This window comes from Neobacillus niacini NBRC 15566, assembly GCF_001591505.1.
GTDB lineage: Bacteria > Bacillota > Bacilli > Bacillales > Cytobacillaceae > Neobacillus > Neobacillus niacini.
Genome location: NZ_BCVA01000001.1, coordinates 197,186 through 218,516, shown reverse-complemented (window position 1 = coordinate 218,516; position 21,331 = coordinate 197,186). Strand labels below are relative to the sequence as shown.

25 protein-coding genes are annotated in these 21,331 nt (G+C 36.3%); 21 read left to right on the top strand and 4 right to left on the bottom strand.

Annotation, left to right across the window (positions count from 1 at the left end; translation table 11 throughout):
* Positions 1-23 precede the first annotated feature (23 nt).
* Together BANA01_RS01165 and BANA01_RS01160 are read left to right on the top strand one after the other, a co-directional pair.
* Complete coding sequence (locus BANA01_RS01165; protein ID WP_063251288.1) at positions 24-710, top strand: response regulator transcription factor; 687 nt, start codon at positions 24-26, stop codon at positions 708-710.
* Complete coding sequence (locus tag BANA01_RS01160) at positions 711-2,081, top strand: sensor histidine kinase (protein WP_063251287.1); 1,371 nt, start codon at positions 711-713, stop codon at positions 2,079-2,081. It abuts the gene before it with no gap.
* A 53-nt stretch (positions 2,082-2,134) separates the two neighbouring features.
* Here BANA01_RS01160 and BANA01_RS01155 read toward each other — a convergent pair whose 3' ends face one another.
* The gene (locus BANA01_RS01155) at positions 2,135-3,925 is read right to left on the bottom strand and encodes an urease accessory protein UreH domain-containing protein (protein WP_063251286.1); all 1,791 of its coding nucleotides are present in this window, start codon (positions 3,923-3,925) and stop codon (positions 2,135-2,137) included.
* 197 nt (positions 3,926-4,122) lie between these two features.
* On the opposite strand from BANA01_RS01155, the gene splB reads away from it, so the two are divergent.
* Complete coding sequence (splB, locus tag BANA01_RS01150; RefSeq protein ID WP_063251285.1) at positions 4,123-5,148, top strand: spore photoproduct lyase; 1,026 nt, start codon at positions 4,123-4,125, stop codon at positions 5,146-5,148.
* Positions 5,149-5,234: 86 nt separating this feature from the next.
* A complete protein-coding gene (locus BANA01_RS01145; protein WP_063251284.1) occupies positions 5,235-6,119 on the top strand; it encodes a patatin-like phospholipase family protein in 885 nt (294 codons plus the stop codon).
* Between the two features lie 24 nt (positions 6,120-6,143).
* Here BANA01_RS01145 and BANA01_RS01140 read toward each other — a convergent pair whose 3' ends face one another.
* Positions 6,144-6,533 carry an SA1362 family protein gene (locus BANA01_RS01140; RefSeq protein ID WP_305802695.1) on the bottom strand — a complete coding sequence of 130 codons (390 nt, stop codon included), beginning with the start codon at positions 6,531-6,533 and terminating at the stop codon, positions 6,144-6,146.
* A 340-nt stretch (positions 6,534-6,873) separates the two neighbouring features.
* Between BANA01_RS01140 and BANA01_RS01135 the strand changes: the two genes are divergently transcribed.
* From BANA01_RS01135 to BANA01_RS01115, 5 genes are all read left to right on the top strand, one after another.
* Positions 6,874-7,371 (top strand): YqhR family membrane protein, encoded by a 498-nt coding sequence (locus BANA01_RS01135; protein ID WP_063251282.1) that lies wholly within the window; start codon positions 6,874-6,876, stop codon positions 7,369-7,371.
* Positions 7,372-7,475: 104 nt separating this feature from the next.
* The gene (locus BANA01_RS01130) at positions 7,476-8,537 is read left to right on the top strand and encodes a M24 family metallopeptidase (RefSeq protein ID WP_063251281.1); all 1,062 of its coding nucleotides are present in this window, start codon (positions 7,476-7,478) and stop codon (positions 8,535-8,537) included.
* 21 nt (positions 8,538-8,558) lie between these two features.
* Positions 8,559-9,119, top strand: coding sequence for an elongation factor P (gene efp / locus BANA01_RS01125; RefSeq protein ID WP_063251280.1), 561 nt, complete (start codon positions 8,559-8,561; stop codon positions 9,117-9,119).
* 174 nt (positions 9,120-9,293) lie between these two features.
* On the top strand, positions 9,294-9,743 hold the full coding sequence (locus tag BANA01_RS30740; RefSeq protein ID WP_369689635.1) for a PCYCGC motif-containing (lipo)protein: 450 nt from the start codon (positions 9,294-9,296) through the stop codon (positions 9,741-9,743).
* Positions 9,744-9,753: 10 nt separating this feature from the next.
* A complete protein-coding gene (locus BANA01_RS01115) occupies positions 9,754-10,437 on the top strand; it encodes a c-type cytochrome (protein ID WP_063251278.1) in 684 nt (227 codons plus the stop codon).
* A gap of 193 nt (positions 10,438-10,630) precedes the next feature.
* On the opposite strand, the gene BANA01_RS01110 is transcribed toward BANA01_RS01115, so the two are convergent.
* Entirely contained in the window at positions 10,631-10,888 is a 258-nt protein-coding gene (locus tag BANA01_RS01110; RefSeq protein WP_063251277.1) for a hypothetical protein, read from the bottom strand.
* A 471-nt stretch (positions 10,889-11,359) separates the two neighbouring features.
* Here BANA01_RS01110 and BANA01_RS01105 point away from each other — a divergent pair, with 471 nt between their 5' ends.
* The 12 genes from BANA01_RS01105 (at position 11,360) to BANA01_RS01055 (ending at position 20,454) form a co-directional block, all read left to right on the top strand.
* Positions 11,360-11,665 (top strand): hypothetical protein, encoded by a 306-nt coding sequence (locus tag BANA01_RS01105; RefSeq protein WP_169803632.1) that lies wholly within the window; start codon positions 11,360-11,362, stop codon positions 11,663-11,665.
* A gap of 465 nt (positions 11,666-12,130) precedes the next feature.
* Positions 12,131-13,201: a hypothetical protein gene (locus tag BANA01_RS01100; RefSeq protein ID WP_063251275.1), complete on the top strand. Its 1,071-nt coding sequence runs from the start codon at positions 12,131-12,133 to the stop codon at positions 13,199-13,201.
* Between the two features lie 13 nt (positions 13,202-13,214).
* Positions 13,215-13,679 (top strand): cytochrome c maturation protein CcmE, encoded by a 465-nt coding sequence (locus tag BANA01_RS01095; RefSeq protein WP_063251274.1) that lies wholly within the window; start codon positions 13,215-13,217, stop codon positions 13,677-13,679.
* A gap of 15 nt (positions 13,680-13,694) precedes the next feature.
* A complete protein-coding gene (locus BANA01_RS01090) occupies positions 13,695-15,677 on the top strand; it encodes a heme lyase CcmF/NrfE family subunit (RefSeq protein WP_063251273.1) in 1,983 nt (660 codons plus the stop codon).
* 1 nt (position 15,678) lies between these two features.
* On the top strand, positions 15,679-16,182 hold the full coding sequence (locus tag BANA01_RS01085; protein WP_063251272.1) for a cytochrome c-type biogenesis protein: 504 nt from the start codon (positions 15,679-15,681) through the stop codon (positions 16,180-16,182).
* 12 nt (positions 16,183-16,194) lie between these two features.
* Complete coding sequence (locus tag BANA01_RS01080; RefSeq protein WP_063251271.1) at positions 16,195-16,572, top strand: hypothetical protein; 378 nt, start codon at positions 16,195-16,197, stop codon at positions 16,570-16,572.
* Positions 16,569-17,564, top strand: a complete 996-nt coding sequence (locus BANA01_RS01075; RefSeq protein ID WP_063251270.1) for a hypothetical protein — start codon at positions 16,569-16,571, stop codon at positions 17,562-17,564. Before BANA01_RS01080 ends, BANA01_RS01075 begins: the two co-directional genes overlap by 4 nt.
* A 24-nt stretch (positions 17,565-17,588) precedes the next feature.
* Positions 17,589-18,293: an ABC transporter ATP-binding protein gene (locus BANA01_RS01070; RefSeq protein WP_063251269.1), complete on the top strand. Its 705-nt coding sequence runs from the start codon at positions 17,589-17,591 to the stop codon at positions 18,291-18,293.
* Positions 18,293-18,967: a heme exporter protein CcmB gene (locus BANA01_RS01065; RefSeq protein WP_063251268.1), complete on the top strand. Its 675-nt coding sequence runs from the start codon at positions 18,293-18,295 to the stop codon at positions 18,965-18,967. The genes BANA01_RS01070 and BANA01_RS01065 overlap by 1 nt, the downstream gene beginning before the upstream one ends.
* 3 nt (positions 18,968-18,970) lie before the next feature.
* On the top strand, positions 18,971-19,732 hold the full coding sequence (locus BANA01_RS01060; RefSeq protein ID WP_082799346.1) for a cytochrome c biogenesis protein: 762 nt from the start codon (positions 18,971-18,973) through the stop codon (positions 19,730-19,732).
* Positions 19,733-19,744: 12 nt separating this feature from the next.
* Positions 19,745-19,870 carry a CcmD family protein gene (locus BANA01_RS28920; protein WP_082799345.1) on the top strand — a complete coding sequence of 42 codons (126 nt, stop codon included), beginning with the start codon at positions 19,745-19,747 and terminating at the stop codon, positions 19,868-19,870.
* Between the two features lie 74 nt (positions 19,871-19,944).
* A complete protein-coding gene (locus BANA01_RS01055; protein WP_063251267.1) occupies positions 19,945-20,454 on the top strand; it encodes a TlpA family protein disulfide reductase in 510 nt (169 codons plus the stop codon).
* A 46-nt stretch (positions 20,455-20,500) separates the two neighbouring features.
* Here BANA01_RS01055 and BANA01_RS01050 read toward each other — a convergent pair whose 3' ends face one another.
* Positions 20,501-21,175 carry an SIMPL domain-containing protein gene (locus tag BANA01_RS01050; protein ID WP_063251266.1) on the bottom strand — a complete coding sequence of 225 codons (675 nt, stop codon included), beginning with the start codon at positions 21,173-21,175 and terminating at the stop codon, positions 20,501-20,503.
* Between the last annotated feature and the right edge of the window lie 156 nt (positions 21,176-21,331).

The window sequence follows — 21,331 nt, the reverse complement described above, 5'->3', positions numbered from 1 at the left end:
AATAGTGGGCAGGGTGAAATATCATGAATCATATTTTACTAGTTGAAGACGAGGAAAGTGTATCAACCGTTATCAAAGGTTACTTAGAAAAAGAAGGATATAAGGTTCATCGTGCTTCCACGGGATTAAAAGGGTTAGACCTTGTTAAAACAGTAGATTTTAAACTAATTATCTTAGATTTAATGCTTCCAGATATAAGTGGTGAAGAGGTCTGCAAAATTATCCGTCAATCCTCTGATGTTCATATTTTTATGCTTACCGCTAAAGGCTCTTTAAATGATAAAATTGAGGGTTTAAATATTGGTGCCGATGAATATTTGATAAAGCCGTTTAGTCCAAGAGAACTAACTGCTAGAGTGAATGCTTTGTTTAGACGATTAGGCGCTAAATTTCCGTCATCCAAGGTAATTTTTGATGATGGGTATTTGCTGATTGATTGTGATAAGAGAGCTGTAAAAGTTATGGAACAGGAAATTCCATTTACGCCTAATGAATTTGATATTTTATGTGGACTCGTAACCGCAAAAGGAAATGTTTTATCAAGAGAGAGGTTAATAGATAAAATCTTTGGTGCAGATTTTAGCGGATATGATCGAACAATTGATGTTCATATTAAAAACATCCGAAAAAAAATAGAAAGAGATACGAAGAATCCTAAATATATTGTAACGGTTATGAAGGCAGGTTATAAATTTGGCGGTGAGAGATAAGTGCAATCAATCAGCAAAAAGTTAAGCATCTTATTTGTGTTATGTGCTGTTGCAGCCATCCTGCTGGTTACAATTTTCGTAAATCTTACGGTCTCCAATAAATTTAACCTGTACATGATTGATATTCAAAACAAAAGATATGAGAGAATCGTTTCCTATTTTGAAGAGGCTTATAAGAGAGAAGGGAAATGGTCAAAGGATACTGGTATTGAATTAATGCACGAGGCCTATATGGGAAACTATTGTTTAACACTAATGGATAGTCAGAAGAAGCCTGTCTGGGGAATGGATCCGAATGAATTATTAAATCAAATCCATGTCGGTGATATGTCCGTCCAAGATAATGGTATTTACACAACTAAGACGTTTGAAATAAATGTTGATGGTAAAGCCGTGGGCTTTGTTGATATTGGACAATACTCATCTGTCCTGTTATCGGAAGAGGATGTAAACTTTAAGAATTCTATCAATAAGAGTATTGTGGTCAGTGGAATTATTACTTTAATTATCATCAGTATTATAAGTCTTTATTTTTCAAAACAATTTTCTACTCCGATTCGCGAAGTAGCCAATCTGTCCGTTAGCTTATCCCAAGGGAATTTTGAAGCTAAATCAACTAGTAAAAGTAAAATTGAAGAGCTTGAAAATTTAAGGAAAAGTGTGAATATCCTTGCCGAAAAATTAAAGCACCAGGACACGCTAAGAAAGAGGTTAGTATCGGATATAACTCACGAGATTAGAACCCCTCTAAATGTGCTGCAAAATAATCTTGAAGCCATGATTGATGGAGTGTTCCCGGTAACAAATGAAGGATTAATCTATTTAAATGAGGAAATAATTCGATTTGGCAAATTAATAAATGACTTAAACATATTAAAGGAGTTTGAATCGGAAAGTATCAAGCTTAATTATGAACCCTTCAACTTGGATGACTTGTTAATTGAAATGAGTAAAGATTTCTTTATTGGGGTAGGAAAAAAAGGTATATCAATCGAGTATGAAATCCTGGCTAATGAAAAATATCAAATTATTGGCGATATCGATAAAATCAAACAAGTAATCATAAACTTACTGTCAAACGCTATTAAATTTACTGAAAGCAATGGGGAAATTACGATTAAACTATACAAAGAAATGAAGCAAATTGTCGTTGAAGTGATTGATAACGGCAGCGGTATTAAGCAAGAAGATTTACCCTTTATCTTCGAACGGTTATACAGAGGAGATAAAAGCAGGAATCAAATTGAAGGAAATGGGATCGGATTAACGATTGTTAAGAATATACTAGAGCTTCATAATGCAAAGATTGAGGTGAATAGTATGGAAGGGATAGGGACCAAGGTGAAAGTCTATTTTAATTCAGCAAATTAACAGAAGGTAAAAAGAGCTTTGATAATCAATATGATTGCCAAAGCTCTTTGTCATTACTGAATATATTTTGCTCTGATTTTTTCAACGTCAACTGTGTTTATATCTTCAACAACTTCAATGATTCCAAGTAATTCTTGTTCATTTAAAAAGATACCATATGATCCAATTTCACTTATTGAGAACTCAAGATTATTTATCCCTTTACTGCCTGTAAAATCAGTTACGATCTGCTTTGTTGTCGAATTCATTAACATAAAGTAGCCTTCAGCATTATCAAAGGCAGTTAAATCTAATGTCATTTTTGTCTGTATTCCCTTATTCACGACCATGATTAATGGCTCAAACTCATAACCAGTTCCTTTAATCATAATCGTTTGCTCGTTAACAGCCACACCAGCTTTTTTAACTAATCGATCTGTCGCTACCTTACTAAAATCATTTCCGTAGATACTAGGCTTTACAGGTTCAGCAGGGGGTGCAGTTACAGCTGAATCAAGCCCTTCGCCGTCACTGCTTGAAGCGGTGATTGCTTCAAGATCATCTACCACCTTTATGACTCCACGTTTCATTCCCATCCAACAGCTAAAATTTAGATCTTCATCCCCAGGTGTGAATTCAATAAGGTTATTACCGCTTTGCAGCTTCTGTTGAATGTTCATGTCTGGCACAACAATCGAATTATTACAGCCGGTAATCTCTTCTCCTTCTATAACCCATTTAAGCGGCATTCCTTTTTGGACATAAAGGGTTTTTGGAGTATAGCCATAGACATTGGCGGTCATATTCAATACCTGAACGCCATCTTGAATGGTTGCTTTAGTTGCATTCGAGGGGTCTGCGGTGGCGCTTGCATCACCGAAGGCACCAATACTTGACATAAGGGCCATCGGGCTTAAATTCATGCCGGCCAGAGCAAGCCCTCTATTACTCATAATAAGACCAAGCATAATTATTAACACACCGCTAAATTTAAGGATTTTTTTTGTGTACCCTTTGCTCAACAACCCTGATAATGCTCCAAATGTCAGCATTAAGGGGACAGTACCAATTGAAAACATAAACATCGATAACGCACCAGCAGTTGCACTGCCTGTCCCCAGCGCAAATATTTGCATAGTTTGAAGGGGACCGCATGGCATTAATCCGTTTAGAAGCCCGACAAAAAACGGAGCTTTCGGTTTACTCATTGCTTGACAGGCAACATTAGGTAATTTAATTTGGAATTTCCTAAAAGCCTTAAACCCAGACATATTAAATCCCATCATAATCATGAAAATACCAGCAAACAGCTGTAATCCTGCTTTTGCCGTAAGGGATAGAGCAAATACTGACCCAATGGCACCAATGATACCACCCAGAATCGTATAGGCAGCTACTCTTCCAGTATTATATAAAAGAGCTGGTTTTATGGCTTCAAACCTATTTTTGCTCTCTTTACCAATACTTTGTGAAAGCATGATTCCTCCGCACATTCCAACACAATGGATAGAAGTAATGACACCTGCAACAAATAATACAGCATAAGAAGCATTATTAAGGTGAGATTCCATATCATAGTTCCCAGAATTTACTCCAAGCAGCACAACCGCTGCTACCGCTATCAAAATCCCAATCAACTTATAGTCGTTAGACTTTTCTGTGGCATAGCCAACACTTTGAATAGCTGCTTTTATTTTTTTTATACTGCATAGCTTATCATTATATTCAATATCCGCCAATTGACCACTAAAACTTGCTTTTACATTTACTACTCCATCTAGTTTCTTTACTGTCCGTTCAACCCGTTTCTCACAGGATGTACAAGTCATCTCATACACCTTTATGCTCTCTCTTTTTATGCTCATAAGAGTTCCCTGCCTTTACATGTTAATCAAAATTAACTAATGAATAGGTAAAGTATAGTGAATTCTTGTGTTGATGATATGAAGAAAAAGAGTACTAAAGTGAACAATTTGTAGACAAAATATAAACAAATTATGAACCATGTTAATAATTAAAAATTGCTCATACTATAAAAAAAGATTGAAAAGAGGAAAACAATTTGGAACCTTTTATGCCACAATTAGTCTACTTTGAACCAAAAGCATTAGAATATCCTCTTGGAAGGGAACTAAAAGAGAAATTCGAGAAATTGAATCTTGAAATTCGTGAGACTACTTCCCATAACCAAATCCGTGATTTACCTGGAGAGAATGAACTCCAAAAATATAGAAATGCAAAATCAACTCTTGTGGTTGGTATCAGAAAGACGTTGAAATTTGATACCTCAAAGCCCTCTGCAGAATATGCTATTCCTTTGGCCACTGGCTGTATGGGCCATTGTCATTATTGCTATTTGCAAACGACACTTGGCAGCAAACCTTATATCCGAACCTATGTAAACCTAGAGGATATCTTTGAACAGGCACAAAAATACATGGATGAGCGGAAGCCGGAGTTTACACGCTTTGAAGCCGCTTGTACCTCGGACATTGTTGGCCTGGATCATTTGACACATTCACTTAAGAAAACAATCGAATTTATCGGACAATCTGAGTTTGGTTTGTTGAGATTTGTAACAAAATTCCATCATGTCGATCATCTTCTCGATGCCAATCACAATGGAAGAACAAGATTTCGTTTTAGTGTTAATTCTCGTTATGTAATAAAGAACTTTGAGCCAGGGACCTCTTCCTTTGAAGATCGACTGGCAGCTGCAAGAAAGGTTGCAAAGGCTAAATATCCTTTAGGATTTATTGTCGCACCTATTTATTTACATGAAGATTGGAAGGAAGGCTATCGAGAGCTATTTGAACGTTTAAGTGACGAGTTAGCAGGCATAGAAATTCCTGAATTGACATTTGAACTTATCCAACACCGTTTTACAAAGCCAGCAAAAAACGTGATAGCAAAAAGGTATCCAAAAACAAAGCTTGAAATGGATGAGGAAAAGCGAAAATATAAGTGGGGCCGCTATGGAATCGGCAAATATGTCTATCCAACAGAGGAAGCGAATGAATTAGAAACGACCATTCGCGGTTACATAGACGAATATTTTCCAAATGCAAAGATAGAATATTTCACTTAAAAAAATTTTTTGCTTGTACACCGTACTATTTTGGTGAAAAACCGCTTAAAGATGTAACAATGAGTACACCTTTAGGAGTGGCTGCCATGAAAATAGACGGTGTTTTTTCTGGAGGAGGAATTAAAGGATTTGCCCTAATTGGCGCAATTCAAGAAATTGAAAGAAGAGGTTTTCAATTCGAGCGAGTTGCTGGAACGAGTGCTGGGTCGATTGTCGCCGCTTTAATTGCAGCAGGATATGGAAGTCATGAGATCGAACAAGTTCTTGATGATCTGGATCTAACTAAGTTTCTCGATGCCCGAAAAATGATTATTCCTTTTCCACTGGCTAAATGGCTTTTTGTTTATTGGAAGTTGGGTTTATATAAAGGGAATGAGCTGGAAAAGTGGCTTGAAGAAAAATTAGCAGCAAAAGGTGTAAGAACATTCTCGGATTTGCCGCCGCAGAACTTAAGAATAATTGCTTCCGACCTCTCCAATGGCAGACTGATGGTCCTGCCGGATGATTTAGTTAGATATGGTATTCCTCCTGAGTCATTTTCAATCGCAAAAGCTGTAAGAATGAGCTGCAGTATTCCATATTTTTTTGAGCCTGTTAAATTAAAATCGATGGATGGAGTAAATGTGATTGTTGATGGCGGAGTATTAAGCAATTTCCCAATGTGGCTATTTGACCGGGAAAATATTCAAAAGGTAAGGCCGGTAATCGGAATTAAATTAAGCGCAGATGAATACGAGCATGAAAAACATAAAATCAAAAATGCCATTCAGTTATTTGGTGCACTGTTTGAAACGATGAAGGATGCACATGATTCGCGGTATGTATCTAGAAAACATGCCCAAAACATCATTTTTGTACCTTCTGAGGGGGCATTATCAATAGAGTTCCATCTGACAGATGAAAAGAAACAGGAATTGTTTGAATTAGGCAGAGAAGCTGCCAAAAAGTTTTTTAAGTCTTGGTGTTACTAAGGAGCAAATAAAAAAGTCGAGCGTTTATAATGACGCTCGATTTTTCTTTTTGCCTTTTTTGCCATCGATGACTGTTAAGTGAACTGGGGATTTCTTTTTAGTCTTGCTTTTCTTTAAAGAAGTAAGTGAACCCAAAGATGTACTTTTTGTTGACTGTTCGCCACCTTTAGTCTGCAATCGTTTTTTAGACTTCTTAGCTGCTTTGATAAAGGCCTGCTGCTCTTTATTTCTAGGAGTGGATCTGCGCATTAACCTAAAAACAAAATAAATGGCTAAACCAACTAATGCGAACACTGCGATATTCTTCAGAAAACCGATAGGATCATCTGCAAAGGTTCCAATAATGCCAATTATCCCTAACACAATAACACTGCCAACCAAAGGAACGGAAATCCGATTTTTCAAGAAAGCCACCTCCCTAAAAGCATCATAAGCATTTTCTTAATTTTTTAAACACATAAATAATAATGTTTAGACATTTTTTCTATTTTTAATATTTATTTGATGCACTCTCCGATAGTTCTATAGGAGTAAGACCGGAGATATGGACCACTTTTTTCATACTTTGGAAAATTAATATGTACTTAATTTTATTCTACTTCAATCATGAAAAAACCTCTAGGATGACATAAGATTTCCAATTAAAATGTTTAATTAATGCAAGTGAAAGGCAATGAAAGGGCATAATATAATGGAAATCTGCTGTATGAAGATTTTTCAAGTGAAAAAACAGATTTTAAGGGGGTAGATTATTATGGCTAATAGTTCGAAAAAATCAAATTATCCAAAACCAATGTCTTTTACTGCCGTAGTATTCTGGACAGGATTATTTGGAGGTCTATTTTGGGGGACAATCGGTTTTTTAGCATACTACTTAAATTTCACTGAAATTCGTCCAAATGTAATATTAGGACCATGGGCGTTGGGGAACTGGAAAAATGAATGGCTAGGAACTGTCATTTCAATTATTTTACTTGGGATTCTTTCTGTTGGTGCAGCATTTGTATATTCTCTGGCCTTAAAAAAGTTTAACGGAATATGGCTAGGCTTAGGATATGGTATTATACTTTTTTTGTTGGTGTACTTGGTATTAAATCCAATCTTTCCAGGGATAAAACCATTTTTAGAGTTAAGTCGCAATACAGTTATTACTACTATATGCTTATATCTGGTCTATGGATTATTTATTGGCTATTCAATTAACTATGAATTTACAATTAATCATATGGAAGAAAATGAGACAGCCTCTTAACGCATTATTAGTCTTTATAGACTAAGGTGTGATAAAATAATTTTTGATATTAGTACAATAAGAAATTAATTTGTTACTGGATTACATACGGGGAGTGGGAGACGATGGAAAAGATAGATAAATTAAGATCAAGTTTTTCTACACACGGCATTGATGGTTTTTTAATTACAAGTCAATTTAACCGTCGATATATGACAAACTTTACTGGTTCAGCTGGGGTAGTACTCATTAGTGCTTCCAAGGCGCAATTTATTACTGATTTCCGATATGTTGAACAGGCTTCAAACCAATGCGAAGGGTATGAAGTTGTCAAAATGACTGGAACGCTTGTGGAAGAAGTAGCGAAGCAAGCTAAAAACCTAGGTATAAAAAAGCTTGGTTTTGAAGAAGATCATTTAACATTTTCCACTTATAAAGCTTATGAAAAAGAACTCGAAGCAGAACTTGTTCCTGTTTCAGGTGTTATTGAAAAATTACGCTTGATTAAGACACAAGCAGAGATTAAGATATTAAAGGTAGCTGCAGATATTGCTGATGCTGCGTTTAAGCATATATTGGATTTTATTCAACCAGGAAAAACGGAGCTTGAAGTATCCAATGAATTGGAGTTCTTTATGAGAAAGGCAGGCGCAACTTCTTCTTCCTTCGATATCATTGTTGCCTCTGGATATCGCTCTGCTCTTCCACATGGAGTTGCAAGTGATAAGGTGATTGAAAAAGGAGATTTTGTAACCTTAGACTTTGGTGCTTATTATGACGGCTATGTATCAGATATCACTAGAACAGTGGCAGTAGGTGAACCTGAGGCAAAGCTTAAAGAAATATATGACATCGTTCTAGAAGCCCAATTGAGGGGAATGGCGGGTATTAAACCTGGAATGACAGGAAAAGAAGCAGATGCACTTACAAGAGATTACATAACGGAAAAAGGTTATGGAGATTATTTTGGGCATTCTACTGGTCACGGAATTGGACTTGAGGTCCATGAAGGGCCGGCTCTTTCTTTCCGTTCGGATCTTGTTCTTGAACCAGGCATGATTGTAACGGTAGAGCCAGGTATCTACTTGCCAGGACTTGGCGGGGTTCGGATTGAAGATGATACTCTCATTACAAAGGACCATAACGAAGCTTTTACTCATTCTACAAAAGAACTTATTATTTTGTAATAGACATAGGAGGATAAAACAATGAGTATTTCTGTTAATGACTTTAAAACAGGTCTAACAATTGAAGTGGATGGCGGGCTTTGGCGCGTTCTTGATTTCCAACACGTAAAACCAGGGAAAGGCGCAGCATTTGTTCGTTCGAAGCTTCGTAATCTTCGTAATGGAGCAATCCAAGAGAAAACATTCCGTGCTGGTGAAAAAGTTGAAAAAGCACAAATTGATAACCGTAAAATGCAATATCTATATGCAAGCGGTGATCAGCATGTATTCATGGACATGGAATCCTACGAACAAGTAGAACTTCCTGCAAACAATATTGAATATGAATTAAAGTTTTTAAAAGAAAACATGGAAGTTCATATCATGATGTACGGTCATGAAACACTTGGTGTGGAATTGCCAAATACAGTTGTACTAGAAGTTACTGAAACAGAGCCAGGAATTAAAGGTGACACTTCTTCAGGCGGTACCAAGTCAGCTACTCTTGAAACTGGACTTAATGTTCAAGTTCCATTCTTCGTCAATCAAGGTGATAAATTAATTATTAACACAACAGAAGCTTCTTACGTGTCCCGCGCGTAATAAAAACCTTAGGCCGTAAATACCCGGCCTAAGGTTTTTCTATTTATATTGTTTATTATCACACATATTGTGAAAACTTCACTAAATAGTAATAATTGCTTCCTATTGCAAGGAGAGGTTTTTGCTAAAATAAAGATAGAATTACATAATAGTTGCAAAGGGGTGACACAGATAATGAAAAAACTTCTATCTCTCTTGTTTCTCTGCACAGCTATCGCTCTGCTATTAGCAGCCTGCAGCAGTGCCAAAGATATGAATGTAACACTAGATAAAAAGCATGAGCCATTTCCGGATTATGTTTTAAATTCTTCTGATTTAGTTCAAGAAACGTATGCAATGGTATCGAACTATCCGGAAGTAGTCGCAGGTGTTCCTTGTTATTGCGGCTGTTTTGCTTCTGATGGCCATAAGAGCAATCTAGATTGCTTTATTGATCAATTTGGAGAAGGAAATGCTGTTCAACAATGGGATTCAATGGGTATAGCCTGAGACGTTTGTATAGATATCGCCCGGGAGGCGGTAGAAATGAATCTTAGCGGCAAAAGCCCACAGAAAATATATGACTTAATCACAACAAAATATCAGGATTATGGAGAGCCAACTCCAACGCCAGAACCTAAGTAAGGGATAACGTATGAAAAAAGTTTTGTATGGTCTCTACATTATCATTATAATTGGGATAATTATTAGTATTGTAAATAGTGATATTTTTAGCAGTAAAAATGCTGCGGCGATTGCTGTAGGTGAGAAGATTTATAACAAGCAATGTCTGATTTGTCATGGCGAAAGTGGTAAGGGTGAAGGAAAAAATGCTGGTACCGCTATAAATAATCAAAACTATTTAAATACTGTAAGTGACAAGGATATTTTTAATAGTGTTAAATTTGGCAGAGAAGGTACAGCAATGCCAAGCTACGGTCCAAGATTGTCGGATGAGGATTTAAAAAATGTTGTTGCCTTTGTAAGGAATTGGCAGTCTAAGGAAATCGAGTTCGATGTTCCAAAGACCATTTCCGGTGATGTTGTTAACGGCGAAAAACTCTATAACGTTTATTGCATTAATTGTCATGGTGAAGCTGGTGCAGGTAAAGTGAAAATGGGGACTGCTCTTTCAAATCCTCAATACTTGAAATATACCACGGACAAGCAAATTTGGATTGCTACTGCTTACGGACGTGAGGATACAAGGATGGCTCCAACATTAAAAGGTCTTGACGGAGTAAGACAGCTTAAACAAGATGAAATAACAGATATTGTTAGTTATATTCGCATACTTAAACCAAAAGAAAATACTAATAATAACTATCTTGAACCTTGAAACCAATAAATTGGTCTCAAGGTTCTTTTACTTTTCATTGTTTAATAAGAATAGTATTAATTAAGAAGACATGTGATAACCCCTGCTGTTGAAAAGCAGGGGTTCCTTTCACGTATGATATGCATTTAGGGTATAGTGCTAACACCATTAGACATTTTTCCTACTTTTATAGTTAGCTAGGGAAGTTTATACATTAAAATCGGTTCATCATACTTTCACTTTTCATTCCCTCTTGATTCGTTCCTTCCATCATTCCCGCATCGTTATGGCATGCGTTGTACATTTCTTGCAAATCTTCATTTGAGGAATTTGGATGCATTTCTTGCATAAATGGAAGCACCTTTTCAAAGGTATTACCTTCTCCAGAGTTGTTGGTTCCTGCTGCAAATACAACTGTTCCTGCCCCAAGAATTAAAGCAGAGCTTAATATTCCTACAGCCCATTTTTTCATATTCTGACAGCTCCTTTCTTTTAATATCTTCATCATATATCAGAAATTCGCAAAAAGAGTGGAAATTTCTTGTTGATTTAATGAAACTTTAAACTATTCTATAGTTGTTTATTACTATGCTGCCGTATTATATTCTTATGATTGCACTTGCAGTTACGAATATTTACTTATTCTCCCTGCCTATGAGTCACAGAGTTTAATTAATTATTATACAAATTTCTAAATAGATAGAATTCAGCCATTAAGAATGAAGAGGAACTACTGCGGTTCTTCTTTTTTATAATTGTGGTTTTATTTTAAATAATGATTTGTTTGTTGTAGTCAAAATAAGAAGATTATCATATAATTTAAATAAAAGTTGGTCTAGGGAAAATTATTAGGTTATAGGAAAATGTTTCACCTTTAATCTACAAAATTGAGGTGATGAATTTGTGTTCTTCAAATAATTTTATCGAACAACAAGCTTACGAGATGAATGAAAAGATAAAGAAAGATTCAATATACAAATTTATTAAAGTAGTTTATTCAGGAGGTAACAATCTTGGGTCGCCTTCTGAATCAGCGCTTATTTCTCAAGTTGTCTTAGAAGATCAAGAAGGTACTGTTTATTTTGTCGAACCGAATCCTATTGGTGTAAAATTTGCAAAGGGAGAAATTTCATTTAAAGAGTACAAAAAACTTCAAAAGAGAAATACATCCCATGGAATTGCTATTTTCTTTGGAATCATAGTTTTTTTTAGCGGTTTAATGTTTATGTTAATGAAATACTTTGCCTGAATGAGGAAATGTACTCTAGGTTACTGCAGGTTAGAATGTCACCAAGTTAAATTGGGGTCATTACAAGAGAACAATGACATCCATGTGTGTACACAGGAAATTCATTAAATATAAAACCCTGAATCTTCGGATTCAGGGTTTTTCGTATTGTTCGATCCCAGAAAATATTCAATGAAAAAGTGAAATTGGTGCGGATTTAACAAAACGTTCATTTTCAAGTCAACTAGGTATATAGGTTAGGGTTTATAGTACTAGATGGAATACAAAAAAAACACGGAAATCTCTATGAGCTAAAAGTAAATGTGAACATTTTGTGGTGAATTATTGACGAAAACGTAACGTTTGACCTCCTTTTACAAAATGTTCAAAAGTGTATCAGCTATACATAGATGATAAATATTATATTTATTTCAAAGAGGGCTATAGTGAAAAATAGTTTTTTATAGGAGCTCAAGGAGGATCAATATGCTTAAAAATAAGTTGTTGGCTTTAATTGTTATCACGTCATTTATCGTTAGTTTTATCGTTCCAAATGCATATGCCGAAACAACCTTTCAGCCAGAAAAGTTTCCGTATACTGAGATGCAAATCCAAGTAATGCCAGAGTTTGACTACCCTGAAAATTGGCCAAAAGACACACCATCATTACTTATAGGACAATACGGAACCTTTACAAACAAAAGTGGCCAGGATTTTGACGGCAAAGTTGAAATAGCTGTTCCCGCTGGTGAAATAGGCTTCCAAGCTTACTTAGTTGCTGAATTTCCTGAAGACAATAAGCCAGAAGTGCAACGACCATTCGATGTTGATAAGGAAAAGGGAATCATATCATGGAAACCTTCTAAAGCAATTAAGAATAATGAAACGTATCGATTTGTAGTGGAGTACTATACCAGTGCTGTAGAAGTAAAGGACAAAAGAAGTTTTACATACGAATATAGCAACCCAACTGAGATTGGAACACTGGACGTAATCTTTTATGCCCCAATGGAGGCAAAAGAGATTACCTTAGAGCCTAAGGCACCAAACAATACAAAAAGTGAATATGATGAAGAGCTATTCTACTATCAATACAAAAATGTAAAAGCTGGTGAAAGCTATAAATATACTTTCTCCTATCAAAAGGATGGTTTTAAATCAACCTTAGATGCTATTAATGAGAAACAACCGCCTAATGATGAAAACCACGCTAGTGTTAATGGAACTGCCACAGATCAAATTTCCGGGGGCTCAGGTGGAACTGGAACCGGGCGATCAGCAGGTGATCGACCAATTATTGGTATTGGCGGTGCTATCGTAATTGGTATAGCAATCGTCATTGCTGGTTTGTTTGTTTACTTGGGATTAAAAGGAAAATCATATTCTGCACCTAAAACATCTAGTTCCAAAGCACCAAAACACCACCCAAAAAAGCAGACGGTAAAAAAGGAAATTAAAGCTATCAGTGATGACGACAAAAAAGAATTACGTAAGAAACTCCTAAATGGAAAAATTGATCAAGAAACATATGATGAGGAAATGAAAAAATTAATTTAATGGGGTGAATGGGTTGAAAAAGAACACGATTGTAATGTTAGGTGGATTTATTATTGCCGGAGCTATTGTATTCTTGCTTATGGCAGCCACACCAGGATCAAGTGGTATTGAATTAACCATGAAGGAGCTTTTGACTAACCAAGAAAAGCATAAAGACGACTTTGTAACGGTTGAAGGTCTACTAATTGAAGAATCTATTAAATGGAATCCAGATAAAATTGAGTTGAAGTTTGATGTAAAAGATAACGAAGGTAACATAATGCATGTTATTCATAATGGAACTAGACCAGATAACTTCTCTGAAGGTGTTATTACTATCCTCCAAGGTGCACCTACTAAGAAAGATACGTTTGTTGCAGAAACGGTTAAAACAAGATGTCCTTCAAAATATGAGGGTGAAGATGTTGAAAACTATGATCCTGAGGCACACAAAAAATTATTAGATCAGCCACCAACAGAACCAGATACGGCAAAATAATAAGAAGGTGACGATATGTACTTATTTGCTAACGCAACAATTTATGTGGGCTTAGCGCTTGCAATCTACTCACTCCTCATCATCACATTGGGGATTAGTACCAAGAATCAAAAATTAATTAATAGTGGTAAAGGTGGAGTAATTGCAATCTTAGTTTGTGCTTCAATGGCTATGCTTTCTTTATTCTACTTACTAGCAACCTCTCAATTTCAATATGAATATGTTACTGATTATACGAGCAGTGAGCTGCCAATCATATATAAGCTTACAGCATTATGGGCTGGAAACTCAGGATCCTTGTTATTGTGGACTTTCTTCTTAGTTCTTTACACTGTAATGATTGCTTTCTCAAGAAAAATGAGAGGAAATCCGATGGTCCCTTATATTTCCGCTATTCTATTAGGAAATATCGTATTCTTCTTTTTAATACTAGGGTTTGTTGCAAAACCATTCGTCCTGCTAGACCAAGTTCCAATTGAAGGTCATGGATTAAACCCAATGCTGCAAAATCCAGGCATGATTATCCATCCAGTTACGCTTTACCTGGGTTATGTAGGACTAGCTATCCCATTTGCGTTTGCCATGGCAGCACTTATATTGAAAAATGTTGATGATTTCTGGATTAAAATGACTAGACGCTGGACGATAATAGCTTGGTTGTTTTTGAGTCTCGGAAATATTTTTGGCGGTCAATGGGCTTATGTTGAGCTAGGCTGGGGTGGTTACTGGGCTTGGGATCCAGTTGAAAATGCGTCCTTTATGCCTTGGTTAACGGCAACTGCGTTCTTGCACTCCGTCATGATTCAGGAACGAAAAAACATGTTGAAGATTTGGAATATAAGCTTAATCATTACTTCTTATGCCTTAACATTGTTCGGAACGTTCCTTGTTCGAAGCGGTGTCCTAACCTCCGTTCATGCATTTGCTAATTCAAACCTAGGATTATATTTCCTTATTTTCATGGGTGTAGCTGTAATTGGAGCCCTCTATGTGTTAATGAGTCGTTACAGTCTCTTAAAGCGAAGCGCAGGAGAATTCAATTCTTATATATCAAAGGAAAGCAGCTTCTTAATTAATAATCTATTGTTGGTGGGAGCAGCGTTTGGTGTATTCTGGGGAACAGTTTTCCCGTTAGTTTCAGAAGCGGTTCGTGGTACAAAAGTAACAGTAGGTATGCCATTTTTTAATACGGTTCAAGCGCCAATTTTATTATCAATGATGTTTGTAATGGCTGTATGTCCATTACTTGCATGGCAAAGATCATCCTTAAAGAATTTAAAGAAAAATTTCTTAATACCAGCAATCCTTGCAGTTGTTGCAATGGCTTTAATGGTCGTACTTGGTATACAAAAAGCCTGGGCTGTAATTGGATTCGGCGTTATCGTGCTACTATTTATCACACACTTTCTTGAGTTTTACCGTGGTGTCAAAGCACGGAGAAAAATGACAAATGAAAAAGTGTATCTATCCCTATATCGCTTAATGACCAAAAACCGTCGGAGATATGGTGGGTATATTGTTCATATCGGTATTGCGTTTATCGCAATGGGAATTATCGGCTCACAAAACTATGACGTACAAACGATGAAGACAGTGAATTTAGGTGATTCCATTGAGCTGAAGGATTATCGAATTAACTACGAACGCCTTGATCAAAAGAGAGAAGGTATTAATGACATCGTTTATGCGGAAATGACGGTGTTTAAGAATGGTAAACGAATTGGAAGTATTATGCCTGAAAAAGTATTTTACGGAAACTGGGATCAGCCTTCATCAGAAGTTGGTTTAATCTCATCATTAAAAGAAGACTTATACGTTGTTTTGAGTGATTGGGAAGACGATGGAAAGGCCACTTTTATTGTAAAAATTAACCCGATGATTACTTGGCTTTGGATTGGATCCTTCATGATTGTTATTGGCTCCCTATTTGCTGTTTGGAATGGAAAATATCAAAATATTACTCCACGGTACACAGGAGTACGCAAAGAGGTATCTTAATATGAAACGTAAAATTTATATTGGACTCCTTTTGATTGCATTTATTTTTCAGGCTTCTATCATCCAAGTACAAGCGAAAGAGTTTGACTATAAATCTAAGGAATTTGAAGCAGTAGCTTCACAATTCATGTGTACATGCGGCTGTGGTCAAGATCATTTTGAATGTGACCCTAAGACTTGTAATCTCACTGTTGGCTTTAAGGAAGACATTGTTGAAATGATGAACAAGGGCTGGAATAAGGAAAAAATTCGTGAATACTACGTTAATATTTATGGTGAAGAAATTTTAACTGCCCCAGAAAAAAGTGGATTCAGTTTAGTTGCTTGGGTAATGCCTTTTGTAGTTTTAATACTTGCAGGGGTGGCGATATTCTTCATCATTCGTAAATGGGTGAAGAAAAAAGAAACAGAAGTACAGACTCCAGACAACGAAAGTGATAAGGATGAAGTGGAAGATGAAATCCTCTCATCAATGATTGAAGAAGAACGCAAAAAGTACCTTTAGGATGTGAACATAATGCAAGAAATTTCGATCATTTCAATGATATTCACAGCTGCGCTTGTGCTCATTTGTTTATTTCTCGTTCTAGCTCCTTTCTTTTCTTGGGATTCATATTTAAGTTTCGCAAACTTGGGTCAGGATACTGCCTCAAACAAAGAAATGCTTTTATCCACTCTAAATGAACTAGAGTTTGAATACAAAATGGATAAAATCTCCCACGCAGATTATAAAAATCTGAAGAAACAATATGAAGTACAAGTTGTCAGCATAATGAAGGATGAAGAAGAGCAAATGACATCTCTGGCTGTTGACAAGGATTTAATGGCTGAAATAGAAAGTGAAATCGAGGCTTCAATGAAGTGTTATCAAAATAAAAAGGGGGAAGGAAAGTGATAAAAAAAATCACCTTTTTCCTCCTCGGGCTGCTGCTGCTTATTCCTATCCACGGAATGGCAGCTGCAGAATCAGCGATATCTGTTGATATGCATTACCTCGTCGTTAGCCCTGCAGAAGATGGTTCAACCAATATGATGAACATGGTGAATTACACCAATACAACAGCAGAGGAATTTAAAGGTGACGGCACAGGTGAAGCAGTTTTGAATGTCACTATCCCAACAGGAGCAATAGGATTTACCTTTTTAGATAACAAAATGGCTCAAAAGCAGGTGGATACGGGATTTATCACTACCGATCCTATTCCAGCAAATCAGACAGTAGTTTTACCATATAGCTATAGAATCGCAAAAGGCAAAGAAATTAATTTAAGCTTTGACTACCCTGTTCAAATGATGCAAATTCTTGTTCCAGAGGGAATGGGAAGCATTGAATTTAAGAATGTTACAGCAACAAATCAAGGTCTGTTCAAAATGGATGATCAGAATTATCAAGGGTACAGTGTTGAAGGCATTCAAGCCCAACAATCCTTTACCATGGTTTATGACAAAGAGAAACAACCATCACCTAGTGAAACACAAGCGTCCACAGATCAAGGAGCAAGTGCAACAAAAGGGAATGTAACGAAAACAGCACCAGCCTTCCATAATCCCGGCCACCTTCGAATGTGGTCACAATCACCATTACACAGCTGGGATCCACATGTTTTCTTAATTGTTATAGGTGCAATTATTATTGCAGCATTGTCCTATTTTGCCTATTTCAGGATGAAGGCAATGGCGGAAGAAAAGAGGCTTGGAGCAGATAAAGAAGAATCAGCTTTTAAAAATCTTATGGCGAAGCAAAAAGCAATTTTGGATAAAATTATTGAATTAGAAGAAAACTTCGGTGATGGAAATATGACAGAAGAGGACTATCAAGCTAAATTGGCTGCATACAAACAGCATTTAGTGCAAGTGAAAATAAATTTACGCCAATTTGTAGAGTAACAGTCGGAATGCGAGGGATACTTGATGATTGAAATAAAAAAGCTTACGAAGCAAGCCGACAATAAGTTAATCCTGCGAGGTATTGACCTATCCATTACTCAAGGCGAAACAGTTGCAATACTTGGTCCAAATGGTGCAGGAAAAAGTACACTGCTTAAAGTACTCGCAACATTAATCAAGCCTACATCTGGCCTTGTGAAGATTAACGGATTGGATTTAATAAAGGATCATATTGAAGTAAAGAAATTGTTTGGTTACTTGCCTCATTCCAGCTTGTTATATGATCACTACACGCCATTAGAAAACTTAGTTTTTTTTGGTGACTTATATGGTGTCAAGGATGTCGAAAAGAGAGCAAGGAATCTTGTAAATGAGGTAGGCTTATCATTCTTTATTAATGAACCTGTAAAGAATTTTTCGCGCGGAATGATTCAAAGGATAGCGATTGCAAGAGCCATCATTCATGAACCCAAAATTATGCTGCTAGACGAACCACATACCGGGTTGGATCAAGGTGCCATTTCCATATTAAATAATGTCATCCTTTCTATGAAAGAAAAAGGATGTACCACATTAATGGTAACCCATGATTTCAAGCAAGCTGCTGCAATTTGTGATCGAATTATTATCGTGAAAAATGGCAAGATTGCGGATGATTTTAAAATAAATAATAAATCACTAAATTTAGTTTCTGAAAAATATCAGGTACTAGTAGAGGGGGTTTCTTGATGTTAAGAACAGCCCTCACTATCGCAAAAAAAGATATCTATTCAGAATTAAGAACAAAGCAAGTTTTGGGAACCATGATTATTTTTGCAGGATTAGTCATCTTAGTACTAAGCTTTGCTTTCGATCCAGCAAATAATACTACAAAAGCAGTTATTCCCGGTGCTGTCTGGATTATCATAGTATTTTCAGGAATATTAGGACTAAATCGCTCATTAGTATCAGAGCAGCGAAATGATACGATGCATGGTCTGCTGGTTGCACCTATGGATGCTTCTAGCATTTACTTAGGTAAATTCCTGGCAAACTTTTCAATGATATTAGTTGTAGAGCTTGTATCCATTCCTTTTCTCTTTCTCTTATTTGATTTTAAAATCACCGGCAGCATTCTCTATTTCATTTTAGTATTATTTGTCGGTAGTTTTGGATTCATTGCGATTGGAACATTTTTGGCAGCACTTGCTTCCAATTCGAAGAGTAGTGAAATGTTATTACCGCTTTTGCTATTCCCAATGACCAGTCCTGTCTTGATTGGTGTTACGCAAGCAACAAAAATCATACTAACGAATATGGAGAAATTACCGACTGCCATTGCCTGGCTGCAATTGGTAACTGCCTATGATGTAATTTTCTTTGTTCTATGTTTTTTATTAATTGAGTATGTTCTGGAGGTTTAAGAGATGAGTATGAATCTTGAAAGAGAAAAGGCGCAACTTCCAATGGTAGATTTGGCCCCCGTTAGAAGTTCTGTGATAACCAAACTATTATATGGTGGTATGGTAGTTTCAATGTTAGCGGCATTCTACTTTATTTTCATGTATGCCGAAATTGAAAAAACAATGGGTGCGGTACAAAAGATATTTTATATGCATGTTCCCTCAGCCTGGGTAGCATTTTTAGCATTCTTTGTAACATTTGTCTTCAGTATCTTGTTTTTAGTAAAGCGTAAACGAATTTTTGACACCTATGCCTATGTATCGGCAGAAATAGGGGTAGTGTTTACAGCTATCGTTCTAACTACAGGTCCAATCTGGGCGAAATCTTCTTGGAATACATGGTGGGCATGGGAACCACGGTTAACTACAACATTGATTCTCTTTTTCCTCTTTATGGCTTATCTAATGGTTCGCCAGATGGATGGCGTTTGGGATAAAAAAGCAAGACTTGCTGCAGTATTCGGAATTATAGGGTTTGCAGATGTTCCAATTGTATTTTTTGCGATTCGCTGGTGGCAATCAAAATTCCATCCAATTGTTTTTGGAGAGGGACCATCTCAACAAGGCGGAGGGATAGCACCTAGTATGCTTGTTGCTTTGTTGGTTACGATTACTGCATTTACCTTCCTTTATGCATATATTCTTCATAAGGGAGTATCATTTGAAAATATGAGAATAAAAGTGGGTCACTACAAAGAAAAATTACGAGAAAGATTAGAAAACTAGGAGGAATTAATCATGGGATTCATGTACGCAGCATATTCAGTCGTTTGGGTAATTATTTTTGGTTACATGCTTCTGATTGGAAAACGTCATAATAGTCTTAAAAAAGATATTGAGTTTTTAAAACAATTAGATAGGTAGAAGTAGAAAATGGCCTGTTAACACAGAACAGGCCATTTCTATAAAACTACTTATTTCTGTCAGGAGGAAGCAGAATGAGCAGACGAGTCATTAACTTACTCGTGTTGTTTCTATTAATTGGAATGTTTGGATTTTTTGGATATAGTTTGGCTAGCAAAGGTGACAATACTGATGTAGGGGATCAAGCCTATAATTTCGAACTGCCAAACTTAGAAGGAACAAATACGAAGCTTTCTGATTACAAAGGTGAAATTATCATCCTGAATTATTTTGCTTCATGGTGTAAACCGTGTGTGGATGAAGCTCCAGAGCTAGAAGCATTCGCAAAAGATTATGGTGATCAATACCGATTAATCATGATTAACAAGGGTGAAACAAAGGAACGAGTTAAAAAATTCTTAAAAAAATATAATACACCTGCTGTTTATGTATTTGACTACAATTCTAAAGTTGCCAAAAAGTATAATGTTACCGGCCAGCCAGAAACCTTTATCATTGATAGAAAAGGAGTCATAAGAGAGCATTACAATGGTCCTGTTACTTCTGCTCAATTATATGCAATGGTAAAAAAGTATGACCAATAATGATAAAAGAGGATTGAATCACTTTTCGAGTGATTCAATCCTTTTTTTATCCACCAATGGAAAGATATTTAAATTCTGCTGATACACTTGCTTTGACGATCAGTTGTCCTGGTTGAATTTGTGTATTGCTCGTGATTTTAGCAAATGTAAGTTGCTGGCTTTCATAGGGCTGGATTATGTCGCCGTTTTCTATCACGAGTATGGGGGTCGGATTGAGAGTCACCCTTAGGGTATTGGCTATGGTCCTCGCTTTGTTGTTGGCATTGTTTAAAGCGATTGTAAGAGCATGTTGATAATAATATTCTTTGTGACTAGTTGTAAATTGAACATTAGCAACATAGTTGGCGCCGTTTTGAACAGCAGTATCAACAACTTTACCAATATTCGTTAAGTCCTCTATCTTCACCTGCAAAATATGTGTAATTTTATATCCACGAAATATTTGTGTTCCTTGATTATAGTCGTATTCTGGTTCAATTCGATAATCAAAGGTCTGTATGTGATTTTTAATAATCCCCGACCTAATGAGAGTATCAATTATCTTGTTTGCAGCCATTGAATTCTGCTGCTGTGCGTCAATTAATTCTTTACTATCAGTCACAATACCGAGATTAACAGAGACTGTATCTGGCTGAACGGCGATTTCTCCTTCCCCTCTTACTTTTATTATGTTGTTCTGTTGGCTCTCGGTAATAAGGTATCCAGGGTTCTGAATCTTCATGGTCTTTCCCCCCTTATAAAAAATCCTTTACTAAATAAAATACGCTGAGCCACATGAAGTATTCCTGGTTCTAGTAACCCTCTCAAAAAAATAGAATATAAGAGTATTTTAAAAGAATTGAAATTTTCAAAGTCATAATGCTTATCAAAGGGCATA